18 protein-coding genes are annotated in these 21,526 nt (G+C 49.2%); 15 read left to right on the plus strand and 3 right to left on the minus strand.

Features of this window, described 5'->3' with window-relative positions:
- The first annotated feature begins 187 nt into the window (after nucleotides 1–187).
- The 8 genes from GC097_RS14110 (at nucleotide 188) to GC097_RS14145 (ending at nucleotide 8,822) form a co-directional block, all read left to right on the plus strand.
- On the plus strand, nucleotides 188–1,276 hold the full coding sequence (locus GC097_RS14110) for a putative 2-aminoethylphosphonate ABC transporter substrate-binding protein (protein WP_171683932.1): 1,089 nt from the start codon (nucleotides 188–190) through the stop codon (nucleotides 1,274–1,276).
- An 82-nt stretch (nucleotides 1,277–1,358) separates the two neighbouring features.
- Nucleotides 1,359–2,396, plus strand: a complete 1,038-nt coding sequence (locus GC097_RS14115; protein WP_171683933.1) for a putative 2-aminoethylphosphonate ABC transporter ATP-binding protein — start codon at nucleotides 1,359–1,361, stop codon at nucleotides 2,394–2,396.
- Nucleotides 2,396–4,117, plus strand: coding sequence for a putative 2-aminoethylphosphonate ABC transporter permease subunit (locus tag GC097_RS14120; protein ID WP_171683934.1), 1,722 nt, complete (start codon nucleotides 2,396–2,398; stop codon nucleotides 4,115–4,117). Before GC097_RS14115 ends, GC097_RS14120 begins: the two co-directional genes overlap by 1 nt.
- Nucleotides 4,118–4,164: 47 nt before the next feature.
- Entirely contained in the window at nucleotides 4,165–4,950 is a 786-nt protein-coding gene (locus tag GC097_RS14125; protein ID WP_171683935.1) for a DeoR/GlpR family DNA-binding transcription regulator, read from the plus strand.
- Between the two features lie 32 nt (nucleotides 4,951–4,982).
- The gene (phnX, locus tag GC097_RS14130) at nucleotides 4,983–5,804 is read left to right on the plus strand and encodes a phosphonoacetaldehyde hydrolase (protein WP_171683936.1); all 822 of its coding nucleotides are present in this window, start codon (nucleotides 4,983–4,985) and stop codon (nucleotides 5,802–5,804) included.
- 38 nt (nucleotides 5,805–5,842) lie between these two features.
- Complete coding sequence (gene phnW / locus GC097_RS14135; protein WP_171683965.1) at nucleotides 5,843–6,943, plus strand: 2-aminoethylphosphonate--pyruvate transaminase; 1,101 nt, start codon at nucleotides 5,843–5,845, stop codon at nucleotides 6,941–6,943.
- Nucleotides 6,944–6,962: 19 nt separating this feature from the next.
- On the plus strand, nucleotides 6,963–8,096 hold the full coding sequence (ald, locus tag GC097_RS14140) for an alanine dehydrogenase (protein WP_171683937.1): 1,134 nt from the start codon (nucleotides 6,963–6,965) through the stop codon (nucleotides 8,094–8,096).
- Between the two features lie 48 nt (nucleotides 8,097–8,144).
- Nucleotides 8,145–8,822 carry an MgtC/SapB family protein gene (locus tag GC097_RS14145; RefSeq protein WP_171683966.1) on the plus strand — a complete coding sequence of 226 codons (678 nt, stop codon included), beginning with the start codon at nucleotides 8,145–8,147 and terminating at the stop codon, nucleotides 8,820–8,822.
- 366 nt (nucleotides 8,823–9,188) lie between these two features.
- Here the strand turns inward: GC097_RS14145 and GC097_RS14150 are convergent, their stop codons facing one another.
- Nucleotides 9,189–10,508: a UDP-glucose dehydrogenase family protein gene (locus GC097_RS14150; RefSeq protein ID WP_171683938.1), complete on the minus strand. Its 1,320-nt coding sequence runs from the start codon at nucleotides 10,506–10,508 to the stop codon at nucleotides 9,189–9,191.
- Nucleotides 10,509–10,521: 13 nt separating this feature from the next.
- Nucleotides 10,522–11,679, minus strand: a complete 1,158-nt coding sequence (locus tag GC097_RS14155; RefSeq protein WP_171683939.1) for a glycosyltransferase family 4 protein — start codon at nucleotides 11,677–11,679, stop codon at nucleotides 10,522–10,524.
- Between the two features lie 179 nt (nucleotides 11,680–11,858).
- Here GC097_RS14155 and GC097_RS14160 point away from each other — a divergent pair, with 179 nt between their 5' ends.
- Nucleotides 11,859–13,121, plus strand: coding sequence for an ATP-binding protein (locus GC097_RS14160; RefSeq protein WP_171683940.1), 1,263 nt, complete (start codon nucleotides 11,859–11,861; stop codon nucleotides 13,119–13,121).
- A gap of 84 nt (nucleotides 13,122–13,205) precedes the next feature.
- On the opposite strand, the gene GC097_RS14165 is transcribed toward GC097_RS14160, so the two are convergent.
- Nucleotides 13,206–14,066: an AraC family transcriptional regulator gene (locus GC097_RS14165; RefSeq protein WP_171683941.1), complete on the minus strand. Its 861-nt coding sequence runs from the start codon at nucleotides 14,064–14,066 to the stop codon at nucleotides 13,206–13,208.
- A 171-nt stretch (nucleotides 14,067–14,237) separates the two neighbouring features.
- Here GC097_RS14165 and GC097_RS14170 point away from each other — a divergent pair, with 171 nt between their 5' ends.
- The 6 genes from GC097_RS14170 (at nucleotide 14,238) to iolC (ending at nucleotide 21,512) form a co-directional block, all read left to right on the plus strand.
- Complete coding sequence (locus GC097_RS14170) at nucleotides 14,238–15,104, plus strand: phytanoyl-CoA dioxygenase family protein (RefSeq protein WP_171683942.1); 867 nt, start codon at nucleotides 14,238–14,240, stop codon at nucleotides 15,102–15,104.
- Between the two features lie 219 nt (nucleotides 15,105–15,323).
- Nucleotides 15,324–17,123 (plus strand): PAS domain S-box protein, encoded by a 1,800-nt coding sequence (locus GC097_RS14175; RefSeq protein ID WP_171683943.1) that lies wholly within the window; start codon nucleotides 15,324–15,326, stop codon nucleotides 17,121–17,123.
- 147 nt (nucleotides 17,124–17,270) lie between these two features.
- On the plus strand, nucleotides 17,271–17,417 hold the full coding sequence (locus GC097_RS14180) for an aspartyl-phosphate phosphatase Spo0E family protein (RefSeq protein ID WP_171683944.1): 147 nt from the start codon (nucleotides 17,271–17,273) through the stop codon (nucleotides 17,415–17,417).
- A gap of 286 nt (nucleotides 17,418–17,703) precedes the next feature.
- Nucleotides 17,704–19,569, plus strand: a complete 1,866-nt coding sequence (gene iolD / locus GC097_RS14185; RefSeq protein WP_171683945.1) for a 3D-(3,5/4)-trihydroxycyclohexane-1,2-dione acylhydrolase (decyclizing) — start codon at nucleotides 17,704–17,706, stop codon at nucleotides 19,567–19,569.
- A gap of 18 nt (nucleotides 19,570–19,587) precedes the next feature.
- Nucleotides 19,588–20,496 (plus strand): myo-inosose-2 dehydratase, encoded by a 909-nt coding sequence (gene iolE / locus GC097_RS14190; protein WP_171683946.1) that lies wholly within the window; start codon nucleotides 19,588–19,590, stop codon nucleotides 20,494–20,496.
- 5 nt (nucleotides 20,497–20,501) lie between these two features.
- Nucleotides 20,502–21,512, plus strand: a complete 1,011-nt coding sequence (gene iolC, locus GC097_RS14195) for a 5-dehydro-2-deoxygluconokinase (RefSeq protein ID WP_171683947.1) — start codon at nucleotides 20,502–20,504, stop codon at nucleotides 21,510–21,512.
- Nucleotides 21,513–21,526 lie beyond the last annotated feature (14 nt).

Here is a 21,526-nt window from a genome sequence, read left to right on the forward strand (position 1 = left end):
ATTAAAATCAATTTAAACAAGTTGTTTTTATGTTTATTATTGAATGATAAGCGATGTGAAGGGGGTTTTTGATCGCAGGTCGATCGGCGAAAACAACGTTTGCACCCAGACACGACAAAATTAATGTAGAGAGAAGAGTGTGTAGTATCGGAAGGAACCCAATCTAACCAGGAGAGGAATCGGAACAATGAAAAAATTAACGAGAAGTTTAGTCGTCATGGGTACTTTGGTATTTGTATTAGCGGCATGCGGCAAATCTGCAACAACCACGGAGTCATCACCAGGAGCTGCGGCTGGTTCCGTAGGAATAGATTCAACCAGCAAGGAATTGACGGTATATACCGCACTGGAAGATGATGCGATCAAGAACTATCTGACTGGTTACAAAAAGAAATACCCAGAGATCAAAATTAACATTGTCCGAGATTCAACAGGGGTGATTACGGCCAAGTTGCTGGCCGAGAAAGACAATCCGCAAGCAGACGTTGTTTGGGGGTTAGCGGCAACAAGTTTGCTCGTGCTTGATCAGAACAAACAGTTGGAGCCATACGCACCGCAGGGGGTAGAACGCGTGCTTCCTGAATTTAAAGATAAAAATGTACCGGCGCACTGGGTTGGCATTGATGCTTGGGAAACTGCGTTTATTGTCAACAAAACGGAGATGGAAAAGCGTAAACTGCCAATTCCGGAATCTTACGCTGATTTAATAAAACCGGAATACAAAGGCCTCATTACGATGCCGAACCCGTCTTCTTCGGGAACCGGCTTCCTGACCGTTTCCGGACTGGTCCAATTGGAAGGCAAAGACAAAGCTTGGGACTATATGAACAAACTGCATGACAATATCGCCATGTACGTTCATTCCGGATCGAAACCCGCTAAATTGGCCGGCACGGGTGAATACCCAATCGGTATTTCATTCGGATATTGCGGGCTGCAAGAGAAGAAGAACGGATCTCCGGTCGAAGTCATATTCCCGAAAGAGGGCTCCGGGTGGGACGTAGAAGCCAATGCGCTCGTTAAGAAGAATACGATTAAGGAAGTATCCAAGCAGTTCCTGGATTGGGCCATTACGGACGAAGCTATGCAAGAATACAACAAAAACTATGCGATCTTGGCCATCAAAACAGATGCTTCCAAACTTCCTGAAGGTTACAAAGTGGATCCGATCAAACAATTAATCAAGAACGATTTGAATGAAGCTGCGAAAAATCGTGAAAGTATATTGGCTGAATGGGACAAACGTTACAACACGAAGAGCGAACCGAAAAAGTGAAGCGAGTATGGAGCGGCTGCTGTTTGGACCCGTTGCAGTGAGCAGCCGCTTCGTTCTCAATCTACGTATAAGGAGGCATCTTATGCCAGAAGCATATTTATCCATTCAAGGTGTGAACAAAACATTTGACTCCTTTACAGCGCTTAGAGAAATCAACATCGATATTAAAAAGAATGAATTCATTTGCTTGCTCGGTCCAAGCGGCTGCGGCAAGACCACATTGCTGCGTATTATCGCCGGTCTTGAGAAGCCGACTCGCGGGCGAATAAAGGTCGGAGGCAGGGACATTACCGCCCTGCCGCCATCCAAACGGAACTTCGGCATGGTTTTTCAATCCTACGCGTTATTTCCGAATTTAACGGCCGGTCAGAATGTGGCTTACGGCTTGCAAAACAGAAAACTTTCGCAGAAGGAAGTCATCGAAAAAGTAAGAGAGGCGCTGTCGCTGGTTGATTTGCTGCACTTGAAAGACCGTTATCCCGCCCAGCTTTCGGGCGGTCAACAACAGCGCATTGCACTGGCCAGAGCTTTCGTCCTGTCGCCGGATTTTCTCCTGCTGGATGAACCGTTATCGGCGTTAGATGCCAAAGTCCGGAATAAACTGCGAGAGGAAATTTGCAAACTGCAAGAGAAACTTGGCATCACAACAATTATGGTCACGCATGATCAGGAAGAGGCATTGACCATGGCCGATCGGATTGTCGTTATGAATAATGCTGAAATTATGCAAGTCGGAACTCCGCAGCAAGTGTATGATCGACCGGAATCGCCTTTTGTAGCTGATTTTATAGGATCTATTAATTTCCTGGCCTATGGGCCTCACAAAAGCAACTTGCCGCTTTCTAATTTTGCTGTCAGGCCCGAACATATTCGTATTTCTTCTCCGGGTTCAGGCTTCCAAGCTGTCGTCAAGCATATGGAGTTTAGAGGTCCGTTTTATAGATTGCTTTTGCAGCCGATTCGCGAGCTGAAAGATCTGCTCGGCAATCAATTGCTTTCGGTGGACGTATCCTCCTTGCATGCCCACAAGCTGAACTTGATGAAGTTTGCCGAAGTTTCCGTTGAGTTTCCGGGGGAGAATCTCATTACCTTTACGCCGGATGCCGTGGTGACCGCGTGATGGAGAAGCAGCCTGTTTGGACAACACCAGTTCGCCGTAACTGGGGAGAACTCCTCAATTTGCAAAATTTGCTTATCGTCGCACTTGTCATTACGTTGTCATTAACGACGTTAGTGCCGCTCTGCTTATTATTCAGTAAAGCTTTCTTCAATGCCAAAGCTGAATTCATCGGCATTCAGAACTTCATCAAATATTTTACGACGCCTTCCTTGGCGCAATCGTTATGGAATACGGTATGGGTTTCGTTGCTTTCTACCGGTATAGCCGTCACGTTGGCCTTCCTGTATGCGTATGGAATTAGCCGGACAGCCATTCGAGGCAAAGCCTATTTGCATTATGTCGCCATGCTGCCGCTTTTTGAGCCGACCATGATGCACGGTATTGCCTTAACGTATCTGTTTGGGAACCAAGGGATTCTGACATCGGGTTTGTTCGGACTGCTCCCAAGCGGTATCAGCATCCAGATCTACGGCCCTGTGGGCATCGTCATTTCCGAAGTTATCTATTTATTCCCGCAAGCGTTTCTAATATTCATTACCGCCCTATCCATCACGGATCAGCGTCTGTATGAAGCCGCAGAAACATTGGGAGCAAGCAAGGTCAGAACGTTTCTGTCCGTTACCCTGCCATCGGTCAAGTATGGACTCATCAGTGCGATCTTCGTTTGTTTTACGGCCTGCTTTACGGATTTCGGGGCGCCTCAGGCGATCGGCGGCAAATTCAACGTCCTGGCTACGGATATTTATAAGCAAGTCATCGGACAGCAAAATATGTCAATGGGCGCTACAGTTGGCATTTTGTTAACGATTCCCGCCATTATCGCTTTCGCTGTTGACCGAATGGTCGAACGCAAGCAGCGTTCCATGCTTTCCTCCAAATCGACGCCTTACCGGGTTGCTGCCGGAAAGACGCGCGATACGTTATATCAACTATTTGGCATCATTATTTCTACTGCAATTCTCATTCCATTACTTACGATTGCTTGTGCATCATTGATTAAAGTTTGGCCCTATAATTTAAGCTTCAGTTTCAAGCATTACGATTTTTCCCACGTAGCCGGCTCCGGACTCGACCCGTTCTGGACTAGCTTGCAGGTGTCGCTGTTAACAGCGATTGCCGGAACGTTCATTACGTTTTTATTTGCTTATCTGATCGAGAAATCGCGTCATTTAAGCGGGCTTAGGCAGATTGGCTATTTTCTGTCCGTACTGCCGCTTGCGCTGCCAGGTATGGTAATTGGTTTGGCCTACATCTTTTTCTTCAATAATCCGAACAATCCTTTTAACTGGATTTACGGCACGATGATTATCCTTGTGCTGGCCAATATCACCCATTTCTATGGCGTGCCGTTCATTACAGCAACGACGGCACTGAAGAAACTGGACAAAGAATTCGAGCTCGTTTCGGAGTCGATGCGCGTGCCGTTTTACAAAACGCTGCTGAAAGTAACGGTTCCGATGTGCCTGCCGGCAATCATAGAGATCGCCATGTACCTTTTTGTCAACTCGATGGTTACCGTTTCTGCCGTTGTGTTTCTGCGGTCTGCGGATTTGAACTTAGCTGCCGTTGCACTCGTGAATATGGAGGATGCAGGCGATGTTGCGGCAGCCGCAGCGATGGCGGTGCTCATCGTCATTACGAATATTATCGTAAGACTGCTGTACACGCTTCTTTCGGGCAAAGTAAGAAAGAAAACGGAGGCATGGCAAATCCGTAAGTAGGTGTCACGAACCAACAATGAGGCAATTGCGCAAGGGGGTAACCGTTCTTGTCACTCATCGGTGAAGAGCGTAAAGAGTATATTCTGAATCAAATCCATTCGGAAGGCAAAGTGATTACGAATGAGCTCGTGGAAGTGCTCCAAGTTTCTTCGGAAACCGTTCGCAGGTATCTGGAGGAACTTGAAGAGACTAACAAGCTGAAGCGGGTTTATGGGGGAGCGGTGAAAATTAATCGTTCCCGGGAAGAGCCCTCCCATTTGAACAGGGAAGTGCTGCATGCGGACGAAAAACGAAAAATCGGGAAGGCGGCTGCGGCGCTCGCCGGGGATAATGAAGTCATTTTTATCGACGACGGCTCGACGACGCTGCAACTGATCGAACATCTGCTTGATAAGCAAAATCTCACGATCTTGACGAATTCCATTCCCGCGCTGGATGCGCTAATTGACTATAAGAACAGAGAACTTTACTGCGGGGAAATATTTTTTATCGGAGGCAAAGTAAGCTCGCTGCAATCCAGGGTTGCCGGCACTTTGGCCGAGAAAATGGTGGAGCAATTTTATGCCGACAAAGCGTTTATCTCCATCGACGGGATCATGATTGACAAAGGAATCACATCGTTTGATGAAAAGCGCGGCCAGTTGGCCAGAAAGATGATGGAACATGCCAGAATGAACATTGTGGTCACCGATCATTCCAAAATAGGCATGGTGCAATTTTATAAAATGGCGAATTTGCAGGAAATCGATGTCATCGTCAGCGGTGTTCCCGCACCCGAAGATTGGGAAGATGAATTAGAGCAAATTCGCGTTGAATGGATCGTATCTGAATAGCGATATTTTTGCGGACTGGGAGAGGATTGGTTATGGTGTCGACAAATAAGGAAAGTCAAATTAAAGCCGTTATTTTTGATTGGGCAGGTACAATGGTTGATTACGGATGCTTCGCGCCACTGGACGTGTTCCTCCGAATTTTTGAGAAGCGGGGCATTGCCATTACGGCTGAAGAAGCCCGCGGCCCGATGGGGCTATTGAAATGGGATCATATACAAACGTTATGCGGCATACCGCGGATTGCACAATTATGGAAAGATAAATTCGGCGCTCTGCCGACGGACGCAGCTGTGGATGATTTGTATGCGGACTTCGAACCGATGCTGTTTGAAATTTTACCGGGGTATACGGACCCGATCCCTGGCGCCTTGGACTTAGTGAAGGAACTGCGGGAAAGAGGGTTGAAAATTGGCTCAACGACCGGTTATACGGCGGAAATGATGGAGATTGTAAGCCGGGAAGCCAAATTAAAAGGATATGAGCCGGATTCCTTGGTTACCCCTTCCGAAGTTAAAGCAGGGCGGCCGTATCCATGGATGTGCTATGTCAATGCCATGAACTTGGGTGTTTATCCGTTTAAGTCGATCGTTAAAGTCGGCGATACGATCAGCGATATACAAGAAGGCGTCAATGCGGGCGCATGGAGCGTTGGCGTCGTGAAAGGCGGAAGCGAGCTTGGACTTACACAAGAGGAAGTGAATACGCTGCCTGTTGAAGAACTGGAAGCGAGAATGGCTGTCGTAGAGAAACGTTTCTTTCAAGCGGGAGCTCATTACGTGATCCCGACGATAGGCGATCTTGTGCATGTCATTGACGATATTAACGCCCGTATGTTGGATGCGAGCAACAGATGAACAGAACGAAGGAGAGTACGACGATGAATATTGAGCTGATCGAAGACAACCCCTATTTGCTTTTAACTCCCGGACCGCTTTCGACGAGTAAAAGGGTGAAAGCGGCCATGTTGAAAGACTGGTGTACATGGGATGATGACTATAATCGAATTGTCCAAGATATTCGCACAAGGCTTGTACAATTAGCAACCAAGGAGACTTTGCTTTACTCCTCCGTTCTTATGCAAGGCAGCGGGTCATTTTGCGTAGAAGCGGTGATAGGAAGTGTTATCCCGAAGGACGGCAAAATTCTCGTTATGGCCAACGGCGCTTATGGCAAGCGGATGGCTCAAATGGCAAGCATGCTGAACATTCCGCTCCTCCTCTTGGATAACGGAGAAATTCTTCCTCCGGATTTGGAAGAATTGGAATACATGCTGCAAAAAGATAAGGATATTACGCATGTAGCCGTTGTGCATTGTGAAACGACGACAGGCATGTTAAATCCGATAGAAGCGGTTGGCCGCATCGCTAAAAAATATAACAAAATTTATATTGTGGATGCCATGAGCTCCTTTGGTGGAATTCCGATGGATATTGCGGAGCTGCAGATTGATTTTCTAATCTCCAGCGCGAACAAGTGCATCCAGGGTGTTCCGGGTTTCGGTTTTATTATCGCGAAGATCGACGAAATGACAAAGTGCACCGGATGGGCCCGTTCCCATTCCCTCGATTTGTTCGACCAATGGGACAAAATGGAAAACTACAACGGCAAATGGCGGTTTACATCTCCGACCCATGTCGTCCGTGCTTTCTATGAAGCGCTGAAAGAGCTGGCCGATGAGGGTGGCGTTATCGCCAGATACAATCGTTACAAAACAAACCAGCGGGCACTTGTCAAAGGAATGAAAGTACTCGGTTTCGAGACGCTGCTGCCTGAGCATCTGCAATCGCCGATCATTACATCGTTCTTGTATCCGGCATGCGAAGCTTTCCAGTTCCAAACGTTATATGAGAAATTGAAGCGCAGAGGCTTCGTTATTTATCCAGGGAAAATTACGAATGCAAATACGTTCCGGATCGGCAATATCGGGGAAGTGCAGACCATCGATATGATTCGTCTTGTGGATGCGATACAGCAAGAAAAGTTTTGGACGTAGTCAAAGGAGATGAATGAGTATGATTATCGGAGTACCGAAAGAAATTAAAAACAATGAAAACCGAGTTGGCATTACGCCTGCGGGCGTGGCTTCTTTTAAACATTACGGGCATGAGGTTTGGGTCGAAGCGGGCGCGGGTGCGGGAAGCGGCTTCGCGGATGAGGATTATTTGGCAGCAGGGGCGAAAATCGTACCTGCCGCAGCGGATGCTTGGTCGGCTGAAATGGTTCTGAAAGTAAAAGAGCCGCTTGCCGGGGAGTACGCGTATTTTCGGGAAGGGTTAATTCTGTTCACCTACTTGCATCTTGCTGCAGAACCCGAGTTGACCCATGCGTTAACGGAAAAGAGAGTTGTGGCCATCGCCTATGAAACCATTCAACTGAGCAATGGATCTCTGCCGCTTCTGACACCGATGAGTGAAGTAGCCGGCCGGATGTCCATTCAAATCGGCGCTCAGTTTCTGGAGAAGTCCAAGGGCGGTAAAGGGGTTCTTCTTGGCGGCGTTCCAGGCGTGGCCCCGGCGGAAGTCGTTATTATTGGCGGTGGCGTAGTGGGGACGCAAGCGGCTAAAATGGCCGTCGGTCTAGGCGCAAGCGTGACACTGCTGGATGTGAATCCGGATCGGCTTCGCCAATTGGATGACCAATTTCAGGGGCGTCTGCGCACGCTAATGTCGCATGGCAGCAATATTGCGGAGGCCGTTCAGAAAGCGGATCTGCTGATCGGCGCCGTCCTCATTCCAGGCAGCCGTGCCCCGCGACTTGTGACAGAAGCCGTCGTCAAAACGATGAAACCGGGTTCCGTCATTGTGGATGTCGCTATTGATCAGGGCGGCTCGATCGAGACCATCGACCGGATTACAACACATAGCGACCCGACATATGTGAAACACGGTGTTGTGCATTATGCGGTTGCTAATATGCCGGGAGCGGTCGCACGGACGTCTACAGTCGCATTAACAAATGTCACAGTAGGCTATGCCTTGCACATTGCGAATAAAGGTTATCGCGACGCTGGGTTGCTGCACAAAGATTTAGCCAAAGGATTTAACACGATCGAAGGTAAAGTTACCTATAGAGCTGTTGCTGAAGCGCATGGCTATCCTTATGTTGAGATTGAAGCCGTATTAAGCGATCAATCCGTTTCCGTCTAACACACCTCGCGTGCAAGACAGATGCAAGATGAGAGGAGAAACACAGTGTTGATATCTCCCTTTGTTCTCAAATTAGGTATTGCTCTATTTCTTGGTATGTTAATCGGAATCGACCGCCAATTAAAGCATAAGCCGGTCGGCATGAAGACGAACATGGTCATTGCCGTTGCAAGCTGCTTAATTACGATGGTCTCGATCGAATCGGTAAGCAAGTTCTCCGTTCCGGGCCACACCAATATGGACCCGATGCGGCTGGCTGCGCAAATCGTAAGCGGCGTTGGTTTCTTAGGCGCGGGTGTCATTATAAGAAAGAACAATGATGAAATTTCCGGGCTGACAACAGCATCGATGGTATGGTCGGCCTCCGCACTTGGCATTGCAACAGGCGCAGGGTACTATTTTCAGGCATTTGTAGCCGTCATTTTTATCATTTTGTCCGTCAATTTGTTTCCTGTCATCATTAAGCTGATCGGTCCCCGTTCTCTCAAGCAAAGATATTTGGAAGTGAGAATCGTTTTTCATGAAAGTCAGGATCCCAATCGCATTTTCAAAAAGTTGAAAGAATTAAACATGCATGTGGAACGCGTCAAAGTGAAAGATGTGGAAGGGAACTCGAACCAATTGGAGCTGAAGCTGTTAACGTATGAAAAAGTGCAAGCAACGGACATCTATGCTTCGCTGAAATCCGTTGAACATGTTACTTTTGTGGAGATTGAAAGCAGATAAACGGGAACTACAGGGCGCTATTTGGCTAGAAATAGTCCTATAGGAGAGGGGGAGGGAACTAGGGTCATCTATTTCACCATGCCGAGCAGATTGCTCGATTAATGGGGGGAAATAAGACCCTGTAGTTCCCCTTAGGCTCCCGAAATATCGCTTTTCTTCGAAATAAGGGAATGGAGTTCCCATCACATCAGGCGGATCTCCAAATCCGAGCATTACGAAGAAGGTAAGCATCTGCAGTCCTATTAGAGGGAAATTTTCCCTTTATTTCGACCACAGAAGCATAACTACACTTGAAGGCTATCCCACAAGTCATAGAAATGACTGGGATAGCCTTTTGGGTCAGTCTCTTCGTGCAAGCCCGTGCCCTTACGGACGTTCTTCCCTTACGGATGTGCTGCACTCCATCGGTCTTCCGACCGGCACATAGACCGCATCATCCACAGCCACAATCTGTGAAATCATGCTGTCGGGCAGCAGGTTGCGGCCGTCGAGTACCAGAGGCTGGCGCATGAGGTGAAGCAGGTACGGCCAATCCAGTTCGGCGAACTGCGGCCATTCCGTCATAATCAGGACGGCATCGGCTTTGGCCGCAGCGGTATAAGGGGAGTCCATCACCTTAACGGCTTTTGCCCCTACGTGCGCGACGACTGGATCGAAAGCTTGAACCTCGATGCCATGACGCTCGCATTGCGCCAACAACGTCAAGAATGGCGCGTCACGAACGTCATTCGTGTTTGGCTTGAACGCGATGCCCAAGACGCAGAGACGTTTGCCTAAGGGGTTGCCCCATAGGGAGATAAGCTTGGCGATCATCCTTGGAATGCGCTGATCATTGACCTTGGCGGTCGCCTCCAGGAGTGGCAGCTTGCTGCCGATCAGCTTTCCGGTTGTTAGGAGCGCTTGCAAATCCTTGGAGAAGCAGGAGCCTCCGTAGCCAACGCCAGCCGACAGGAACTCAGGGCCGATGCGCCGGTCAGCGCCGACCCCGTTCATTACATGGCGAATATCTGCGCCATAGCCTTCACACACGTCCGACATCATATTGGCGAATGAAATTTTCATCGCCAGGAAGGCATTGGACGCATATTTAATAAGCTCGGCGCTGCGCCGGTCACAGACATGAATGGGAGCCTCGATCCCCTCATACAACTCGCGAAGCATCGTTTCCGCTTGGGACGTTTTGCAGCCGAGTACGATGCGGTCGGGTGCCGTAAAGTCGTGCAAAGCGCTGCCCTGGCGCAAAAATTCGGGATTAAACGCCACTTCCGTATGAAGACCGGCTGCCAGCAGGCTCGCTTCCAGCTCATCGCAGGTGCCGACAGGGACGGTGCTTTTTATGATCACGAGCGGCGGGCAAGTGCCGGATTGCATCAATTGTGCCAGCACTTCATGAATATGCCCAAGTTCCGTCTGTCCGTCCGGACGCGTAGGCGTGCCCACAGCGATCATCAGGGAGTCGGCATCCGCTGCAGATTTTACAATACTTGTCTCAAAGCGCAATCTGCCCTTCGCCATTACATCAGCCAGCTCCGGCTCCAGATGAGGTTCCCATACCTTTGACTTATTCTCCAGCAGCCCGCGGATGACAGGTTCGCGGTCAACGGCAATCACGTCGTGACCGAGCTTTGCGAAGCACACAGCGGCTACTAACCCGACATATCCCGTCCCGACTAATGTTAATCGCATGGATGTTCCCCCTTTAAGCGGAATAGAATCCCAGTTTGTGTCCAACCCTTCGCGCATCAATAATTTGTTCGTAGTCATCCAGCAATCTATCGAATATAGCATCCCACGATCGCCCAAGCGCGAACTTCCGTGCTTCTTCCCGGAAGCCCGCCCACTCGTCAGGGGCGTTTACCCAAGCTTCAATGGCCCTGACAAACGATTCGGGCTGGCGGGGCGCACATAACGCTCCGGTCTGGCCTTGCACGATCATGTCTCGAACGCCTCCGCTGTTTGCGGCAATGACGGGAAGCCCGGAAGCCATCGCTTCTTGGACGACATTGCCGAACGTTTCCGTACTGGAGGGAAAAACGAAGAGATCCGAAGAGGCATAAATTTCTGCCAGCTCTTCGCCCTGCTTGTAGCCGGCAAACGTGACATTGTCCGGAGCTTGCTCCCGCAGTTCTCCGAGCTGCGGTCCGTCTCCTACGATAAGCCAGTGGACACGTTCTTTCAGGGTATCCGGCAAAGAGCGCATGATGGCGGACAACGTATCGATGTCTTTCTCCGGGGCGATGCGTCCTACATAAAGGAGAAGGAAGGGTGCTGTTATGCCATACCGCTCACGAACTGAGCTGTTGGTTTTTTCGGGGGTATAAAGTCTGCAATCGACTCCTCTTGACCACAGCAGCATCCGGTCGAAGCCTTGGGCATGCAGGTGCTGCATCGTATCCATGGAGGGTACGAAAGTAGCGTCACAGGACTGATGGAACCATTTCATATACGTCCAGTACAAGGGAGCGGCTTTTTTCATCCGGTAGTAGGTCAGATAACGATCGAAATGGGTATGGTACGAGGCTACATGCGAAATCCGGCGCTTGCGGGCGTAGTGAAGGCCGCACAAGCCGATGTTGAACGGAGTTGCCATATGGAGCAAATGAGGACGGAATCGGTCAAGTTCAGCGCGGAGAGAAATCAAGTTCGGCAGGGCAATCCGGCATTCGGGATAGAGAAAGAAAGGGATGGAGGGGATCGGACGGATCAGTTCGGAGTAAGCCAGCTCATCCGTACACTTCGGGGCAAACACAAGATGCTCGACGCCACGGCGGTTCAAGTAATCGGTGAGCCGTCCGAGCGTGAGCGCAACGCCATTCATTTGAGGAACGTAGGTATCGGTAAACAACGCGAGGCGCATAAGAATCCCTCCTGTAGTTCCTAGATACGTTTAGCGTAGCATGCGATTATTCGAGGAACGTTAACCGTATGTTAATTCTTTTTTAAAACAGAGAAAGCGGCTCTGGTCAAGATTCCGGCGGGGTGTTCTTTTTTTGTCGAAAATCAATAAGGAGCAGCTTGCAGAAATCGACATACGAAATGAGAGATTTGGAATATGATAGAGAGGAAGTCGGCGTTAACTCGTTGAAGGGGCTGATCGTTTTGGGCAAAATACAAATATCCTCAAAAGGGATCGAAAAAACGCTTCGTAAATTTGATTATTTGCAGGCGATTTCCGAATATATTTGGAACGGTTTCGATGCAGGCGCCTCGTTGGTAGAGATGAAGCTTCACCAGAATGTTCTTGGCGGTATCGACCGCATTGTGATTGCGGATAACGGTTATGGGATTGACCGGCGCGAATTGGAGCGAAAGTTTACGCCATTCTTTGAATCTGAGAAGCAGATTGACCCGGACAGGCGCTCAAGAACAACCTCGGCTATGCATGGCAAAAATGGGATCGGCAGATTAACCTTTCATCGCTTTGCTTCAGACGCAATATGGCGAACGACGTATGTGGAAGGCTTGCTAAAGAATACGTATACCATTGAGATTGACTCCAAACATTTGGATGCTTATGAGGTTTCGAGAATCAAATTGACGGATGGCGAGCCCGGGACGACAGTAACTTTCAATAATGTCACGAAAGATTTCATTCATGAGGATGTAATTGCTTTCCTATGCCGGGAGTTCGGCTGGTTTCTGGAGCTTCATGCCGAGAAGGGCTTCGATCTTCGAATCGACGGTCAATCCCTGGATTACTCGAATTTGATCGGCGAAAAAGAATGCTTTGACATTGTGCACCCGGGCAGCCTGGCGACGTTCAATATTAAATTTGTCCGTTGGCAGGACCGGATTAATCATGAGTATTCCAAACTGTATTTTATCGACTCCCATCTGGAGGAAAAGTATAAGCAGCCAACCACCTTTAATAATAAAGGGGACTCCTTTTACCATAGCGTCTACATTCAGAGCAGACTGTTCGATTATTTTGATTTTGAGAGCGATGATCAAAGCGGGCAGCTGGAAGCGGCTTTTGGCGTAAGCAGAAAAAGCGACGCCTTTCAATTTTTGCTGGAAGAGATCAACGCCTATATTAAGCAAAAAAGAAAGCCTTATTTACAAATCCTCTCCGATCATGTCATCCAAGAGTTTACGGAGGCAAAAGCGTTTCCGGACTTTACGGATCAACCGGAGGACACGGCAAAAAAAGCGGAACTGGAATCTGTCATCAGAGAGCTGTGCCAGCTGGAGCCGAGAGTATTCGCGAGGTTAAATCCGGAACAGAAGAAATTAATGGCTCACCTCATTCATCTAGCGATGGGCTCAACGGATCGCCCGCGTTTGTTGGAAGCTTTATAAATCGAGGGCTGTCCCCTAAGTAGACTATCTGCTTGAGGACAGCTCTTTTTGGATTTTGCGGAAAGCCGCTCGTTTGCCTGCGGATCACGACCACTGCCGATTCCGGTACTCTGAAGGCGAGATGCCATAATAGAGCGTAAACTGCTTGCTAAAATGATGAATGGACGAATAGCCCAAATCCTCAGCGATGTCAGTGACCGAGCGGGTGCTCTCTTTTAAAGCGGCAGCGGCCTGCTTCATGACGACCGAGGTCCAGTACGCCTTGGGGGATATCCCTGTGGCTTGCTTGAACAATTGGTGAAACTGTGTTTTCTTCAGCTTGCTTTGTTCCAGCCATGTTTCATAACGGGAGCCGGCGTATGCTTTTTTGTGAATGTTATCGAGCAGCGGTTTGATGCGGAAATCAATGAATGGCGTGTAGCTATGGAGCTGCACAATAGTCAGCAGCAATGCTTGTAGGAGGTTCTTGGCAATCGTGTCTGAGTACGGCGCAGAATTCTGGTGCTGCTCTACCACGAGGGCGAACAGGTCGAATACAGCGCTCTGATGCTGAAAATGGAGTAGATTAGGCAAGCCGTCCAAGTCTGTATTGGGCTCGATTGCCGTCAGGATGTGAGGATCGAAGTCGGCTTCTTTCCAAACGAGATGCTTGGTCCCGACGTCCGGGCGGGGAGCCCATAAGTCGCAATAAATATTGTAGGTGGATAAAGCGTGCGAAGCATCAGAATGAAAGGAATGCGGCAGTGTAGGCGGAAAATAGAGTAAATCACCTTTGGCAACGGAAAAGGTACCCGAAGGAAGCGTCACAGCTCCTTTGCCGCCAGTCACGAGATGAAAAGCATAACAGTAACCTAACCGGAACGATTCGCTGCTGTTTTTTTCGGAAGGAAAGCGGTAATGGTGAGCGGTTCTTATAGATGGATTTATCGCTGTTAAAATCGGCATCGAACAGCCTCCGTTCTGCGCGGGTTGTCTTCTCATTGTAAGCGAATATATTCGCGAAGAAAAGAAATGACCGGAAGAATTGATCAATCGATGAACAGCCGGATAAATACGATTTTGCTCAAAGATGCTAAATTTATAAGTGTACACCAACTCTAAGGAGGCGTGGAAGCAATGAACATAAGTCAAATTGGCGGAAGTTTGAGCAAGGAGCAAGTCGATTTTTATAACATGGAGGGCTATCTGGTCATTCCTAACCTGCTTCAAGAAGAGGACCTCGCGCAGGCGATCGAAGCGATGAACTGCAAGGTATCGGCTATCGCAGATGAGCTGGTGCAGGCAGGCCTTATCCATGACAAATTAGAAGATCGGCCTTTTAAATATCGTCTGGCGGAGTTGTTTAAAGATTTAACGTCGGAGCACTTTCTGAAATACGGAAGAAGCTGGAGAGACCGCATTCCCGGATATTTTCATTTAATGAGCAATCCTAAAATTTTGGATGCGGTAGAGTCTCTAATCGGAGGAGAGCTGTTCTCTAATCCGGTGTACAATACAAGGCCGAAAATTCCAAAGGTTGCCGCAGGCGCTGTGCCGTGGCACCAAGATAAATCCTACTGGCCTGATGCCAATTCCAATCCCGTGATCACAGTATGGATTCCGCTTGTAGATGCAAATGAAATAAACGGCTGTCTGCATATTAAACCGCGCACGCACCGTAAGCGCTTACTGAAATGGCACCGGGAATCAGAGACGGGAACAGGGTACACGGCTTTGCGCGAAAGCCAGCTTGGGAAGACAGAGACTGTCGTACTCCCGGTTCCGGCAGGGAGCGCGATTCTGTTCAATGACCGCTGTCTGCATATGTCGACGCCAAACTTATCCGACGAGGTTCGCTGGAGCGTGGATTTGCGCTATCAGCCTACGGATCAGGACCCCATGCCGGGTCACGGAGCCGGTTTCTTAGCCAGAAGCTATAAATATCCTGAGCGTGTTGCCACGCTAAAGGATTGGCTGGACAATCGGATGGAGCATACCACATAAATGAATGTGCTGCCAAACCCCCAAGAGTAGGAGCGGGCTTCCCTAAGCCGCTCTTTTTTTGCATTTTGCAAACTGGAATTAAGGGGAAATGCCCTGCTGCGGAAAGGAAAATGCATGGGAACATAGAATTGTTATGTAAATAACATGCGTTTATGAATAGGGTGAGGATACAACAAAATGGATGAACTGATAGAGAGTAAACCAATACCAACAAATTGGATGCAGCAAATCAATCAACTATTCGAAGTCTGTTTCAATCATACGAATGCCAGCGTTGCGGTTATCGATCTTCATCATCAAATTGTGCACGTGAACAAAGCATATGAAAATATGTTCGGCTGGACGAATGACGAAGTTTTTGAAAAGTGTTTAAAGACAGTGCCGGCACACGAAGTAGAGCGAGTAAAAAACATTCATTCTCACGTGATTCTTCATGATAAAGCACAGAGTTATGAGGCGCATAAACTTCGAAAAAACGGCGATTCCTTTTGTGCAAGTATGACCGTTTCCCCGTTAAAGGACAGTGAAGGCCATATTTTTGCATTCGTCGAAGTCGTTAAAGATATTTCCGATCGCAGAATGGAAGTCGTGAAGCTGAAAGAAAGCGAAGAACGGTATCGCACTTTGGTCGAACTTTCACCGGAACCTATCTTTGTATACAGTGATTCCAAGATTGTTTATGCGAACCAAGCAGCATTCAAGCTTGTAGGAGCAAGAAGTGATGATCGGCTTCTAGAGAAGCTTACGTTAGAATTTATTCATCCGGATGAGAGAAATGAGTTTGAGTCGCAGATCGCGCATCTTCTCAAAGAAAATAAGCCCTCCGACATCTTTGAAAAGAGAATCCTGCGGATGGACAATCAATTGATCAATGTCGAAATCAGAGCCGTCCCAGTCGAATATTTCGGCAAGCCGTCGATCCAATTGCTATGCAGGGATATTACGCATAGAAAGGTGATGGAAAGCATTGTGCGCGAACGGGATGAAGAGTACAGACGCATGTTAAAGCTGCTTCCGGAGCCGATCATAGTCCATCAAGAAAGTATCATTTGCTATATTAACGATATCGGTTTGAGGCTGCTGGGAGCACAAGATCCGAGCGAAATTATAGGCAGAAACATGTTTGAATTCGTACACTCCGATTTCCATGAAACGATCAAAGAGAGGGTAAAGGCCGTTTCTTTAGTGGATAATTATATTCCGTTCATTGAACTGAAGCTGTTAGGTTTGCACGGCAATCCTATCGCTATTGAAGCCTCGTCTGTCGTGCTCCATAACTATTTGGAGCGACCTGTCATTCAAACGGTGCTAAGAGATATTTCCGACCGCAAGACGGCGGAAGAGCTGCTGCGACAATCGGAAAAACTTTCTGTTGTCGGTCAATTGGCGGCGGGTATCGCTCATGAGATTCGGAATCCGTTGACTTCGCTTGTCGGTTTTTTACAGCTCATCAGGAGCGCGCCACCCCAAAAGAGGCTGGAATACGCTGATATTATGCTGGCTGAATTAAACCGAATCAACGGTATCGTCAACGAATTTATGCTCATTTCGAAGCCGCAAAGCAGTAAGATCGAAGTCAAAAATATTAGCGATATTATCTCAAATGTGGTTTCTTTGCTGCAGCCTCAGGCCCTTCTTCATAACGTTGAGATTCAATTCGAAAGTATCGAGGATACCGTGTACAGGGTCAAAGGCGATGAAGGCCAGTTGAAGCAGGTATTTATTAATTTGTTGAAAAATTCCCTTGAGGCCATGCCGACCGGCGGGAAAATTGACATTGTTCTTCAGCGGCTTGGAAAACGAAGAATATCGATTAGGCTCAAAGACAACGGCGTAGGGGTAGCCGAGGAGTTATTACCTAGACTCGGAGATCCTTTTTTCACGACGAAAGAAGAGGGGACAGGGCTCGGGCTCATGGTTTGCTGCCGAATTATTGAAGCGCATCAAGGAAGTATTCGGATTCAGAGCAAGGTTGGAGAAGGGACTGCCATTGAAATTGAACTCCCCTGTGTGCTGTAAATACAAGGGTTTCAACGTTGCAAATATTGAAAAAAAATTTCACAATTTGTTCGAATGGTGTCGACAAACTTTTACAAACTTTTGCGGAGTCATGATTTATAATGAGGAGACTATCGAAACTGAACAGAATTGGTGTGAACTGCGGCCATGGAATTATTACAGCAAAAAATTGAAGCATTGCGCATGAAAATGGAAGAAGAAGCCGAAAGACACGGCTGTTTTACCCATGAGAAAGTCGTTGCGATCAGCCAACAATTAGATGAATATATTGTTCGGTATTATGTGCTCGAATGATAAGAGATTGGTTTGGATCACCCTGAGGTTTTCGACAACAGCATGAACGATCGTATGTATAAATACGGCTGACCGGACGCGATTCGTCATCAGCCGTATTTGGCATCCCCGCAAAAAGAGCGAGAAAAAATCATCGTCAAAAGGGGCGTTGAAAAAAAATGTTGTCGCAATTGAAAACCTGTAGTAAGATCGAATTAAGCGCTTAACCCCTTCGGAGTTTAAGTGCTTAATAATTGAGAGATTAAGCGCTTAATCCCTCGGGTGAGCAAAGGAGATCGAGATACGCATGAGCACAATCCGCTTAACGATGGCGCAGGCATTGCTGCGATTCTTGGACAGCCAATACCTTTCGGTTGACGGCGAGGAGCGAAAGTTTGTTGAAGGTGTTTTCGGTATTTTTGGACATGGCAACGTGACCGGCATTGGAGAAGCATTGGAACGAAGCGCTGGAAGCCTTACTTATAAGCAGGGCAAAAATGAGCAAGGGATGGTGCACGCTGCAATCGCTTTCGCCAAGCAGCGGAACCGGCAGCAAATTTATGCCTGCACCAGCTCGATCGGCCCGGGGGCATTGAACATGGTCACAGCGGCAGCGACGGCTACTGTCAACCGCATTCCGGTGCTGCTGCTGCCAGGAGACAATTTCGCCTCCAGACAGCCAGACCCCGTACTGCAGCAATTGGAATCCGTTCAGGATTACACGATCTCGGCTACCGACGCTTTCAAAACGGTGAGCAGGTACTGGGACCGGATCGTAAGGCCGGAGCAGCTGATGACGGCAGCCGTGCAGGCTATTCGGGTGCTGACCGATCCGGCGGAAACTGGAGCTGTCACCTTGGCCCTGCCGCAAGATGTGCAGGCAGAGGCATACGATTATCCATTAGCTTTCTTTGATAAGAAAGTCCATTACATAGACCGCCGTCCGGCTGCGGACGGCGCGGTGAAGCGCGCAGCACAGCTGCTGAAAGGCAAGCGCAAGCCGCTTATTATCGCCGGCGGCGGCGTGCTGTACGCTTCCGCTTCGCAAGCGCTTGCTGCGTTTGCCGAAGCCTTCGGCATTCCGGTGGCGGAGACGCAAGCCGGCAAGAGCGCCTTGCCATGGAACCATCCGCTGCAGGTCGGCGCCATCGGCGTAACGGGGTCGCTGGCCGCCAACCGTCTCGCGCAAGAGGCGGACGTCGTTATCGGCGTGGGCACGCGATACTCGGATTTTACGACGGCGTCGAAGTCGGCTTTTGCCCATCCTGACGTGCAGTTTGTAAACATAAACGTCAGCGGATTTGATTCGGCGAAGCTAAACGGCGTAGGAATTACCGCGGATGCAAGGGAAGGACTCACAGCCTTGCACGAAGCGCTGGCACAATCGGCCTTTAGAGCCGGTTACGAAAACGGTGAAATTGCCGGGCTTAAGCAGCAATGGAACGCTGAAGTTGACCGCTTGTACGCCCTTCAGCATGAGGCAGGGCTTGCGCAAACAAGGGCGCTGGGGATCATCAACGAGGGCATCGCCCCATCCTCCGTCATCGTATGCGCCGCCGGCAGCCTGCCGGGCGATTTGCATCGGTTATGGCGGCCGGTAGAACCCAAAACCTACCACATGGAGTACGGTTTCTCCTGCATGGGATACGAAATCGCCGGAGCATTCGGCGCTGCCCTGGCAGAACCGGAACGCGACGTATATGCCATCGTAGGCGACGGCAGCTACCTGATGATGCATTCGGAGCTGGTTACCAGCCTTCAAGAAGGATGCAAAATTACCGTGCTGTTGTTCGACAATCACGGCTTTCAATGCATCCATAACCTTCAAAGAAGCCAAGGCAGTGACGGCTTCGGCAATGAATTCCGCTACCGCTCACAAGCTACTGGCGGCTTAACGGGGGAGTACATGAGCATTGACTTTGCCGCTCATGCCCGCAGTCTCGGAGCTAAGGCATATACAGCAAGTACGGAAAAGGAGCTGAAGGAAGCGCTTCTCCAGGCCAAAAAGGAGAGCGTGACAACGCTCATCGAAATTAAAGTCGTACCCGGCACGAATACGGATGGGTATGAGTCCTGGTGGAATGTGGGCGTCCCTGAGGTATCCGTTTCCAGCAAAGTTGTGACAGCGCACGAAAACATGAAAGCCCGCATTGGGGCGGTCACCATTATTTAGCGAGAGGGGAAACCATGCATGGAAAAACTGCCTTTTAGGCTGGGCATTCATCCAATTAACTGGGTCGGCGAGGATGTCAGGGAACACGGCGCTGACACCACATTTGAGCAAATTGTTGACGACATTCAGGCTTTAGGGTTAACCGGTACAGAGATGGGACGCAAATACCCGAACGATCCGGCCGTTCTGAAGGCTGAGCTTGCGAAGCGCGGCATTGGGCTAACATCGCAATGGAAATCGGTGCTGTTCTCCGATCCGGCTTACCGCGAAGAGGAACTTCAGGCGTATCGCAAGCATGCCCAGTTCCTGCATGAAATGGGCAGCACCGTTATTTCCACATGCGAGGTCGGAGGCTCGTTGCATTTTGACCCCCGGCGTACGCCGAACGAGAAGGAAGTGCTGCGCTTTGATGACGCCGCCTGGCGCTCGCTGGCCGAAGGTCTGAATGCAGCTGGAGACATTGCACAGGAATACGGCTTGAAGCTGACGTACCACCATCACGGCGGAACGGCTGTGGAGCAGCCGGGAGAAATCGACCGCTTAATGGAGCTGACCGACCCTAACCTTGTGCATCTGCTGTTTGACACGGGACACGCTTATTACGGCGGTGCGGACCCGCTTGACGTTTTGCGTAAGCATTACGACCGAATCGCATATATTCATTTGAAGGATATCCGTCAGGATGTCCTCGATGAAGCGCGTACCCCGAACAGCGATTTCGTCACATGCATCCGGCGAGGCGTGTTCACCGTACCGGGCGATGGCTGCCTGGATTTCGCGCCGATTTTCCGAGAGCTGCTGGACCGTGGATATAGCGGGTGGGCGATGCTCGAAGGGGAGCAGGACCCCGCGGAACATCCGGCATACGAGTACGCGAAGAAATCGCTTGATTACATCCAAACGCTCATATCCCAAGAAAGCAGGTAGAAGCTATGACTTATGTATCCTTTCCTACGAATAAGCCGCTTGATTTTGTAGCCATCGGGCGATTATGCATCGATTTGAACGCGAACGAAATTCACCGGCCGATGGAAGAAACGATGACTTTCACCAAATATGTTGGCGGATCGCCTGCGAACATCACGATCGGTATGTCGAGACTTGGCCTGCGTACAGCTTTTATCGGAAAAGTCGCTAACGATCAGATGGGCCGTTTTATTACGGACTATCTGCAGCGCAACCAGATCGAAACGACAGGTGTTATCACCGATACAACCGGTGCTGTGACGGGACTTGCTTTTACAGAAATTAAAAGTCCAACCGATTGCAGCATTCTGATGTACCGCGACAATGCAGCGGACCTCAAACTGACGCCGCAAGAAGTTCAAGAAGAGCTCATCGCTCAAGCTAAGGTATTGCTCATTTCGGGGACGGCTCTTGCCAAAAGCCCATCACGGGAAGCTGTCTTCCAGGCGCTGAATTATGCCAAAAAGCATGGCGCCGTCATCGTCTTCGATCTGGATTACCGCCCTTATACATGGACATCGCCGGAAGAGACGGCCGTTTATTACAATCTTGCCGCTGAAAAATGCGATATCATCCTCGGAACGCGCGAAGAATTCGATATGATGGAATGCTTCGAAAATAACGCGTCTTCCAATGACAAAGCGACGGCTTCCAAATGGTTTGACCATGCAGCTAAAATTGTCATCATCAAGCACGGGAAAGAAGGCTCCATTGCTTATACGCAGGATGATCAAGGCCACCGGGCGAAGAGCTTCCCGGCTAAAGTTGTCAAAACGTTCGGAGCGGGAGACTCCTATGCCGCAGGCTTCCTATATGGCGTGATGCAAGGCTGGACGCTTGAGAAGAGCATGGAATTTGGAAGCGCAGCGGCCTGCATCGTCATTTCCAGCCACAGCTGCTCGGACGCCATGCCAACCGTACATCAGGTAGAGGACTATATTGAACGCTGCAACCGCAATGAAATCACAGCTTCATAAACGATCATCCAAAA

Source organism: Paenibacillus planticolens (assembly GCF_013141725.1).
In the GTDB taxonomy this organism is placed as follows: Bacteria; Bacillota; Bacilli; order Paenibacillales; family NBRC-103111; genus Paenibacillus_E; species Paenibacillus_E planticolens.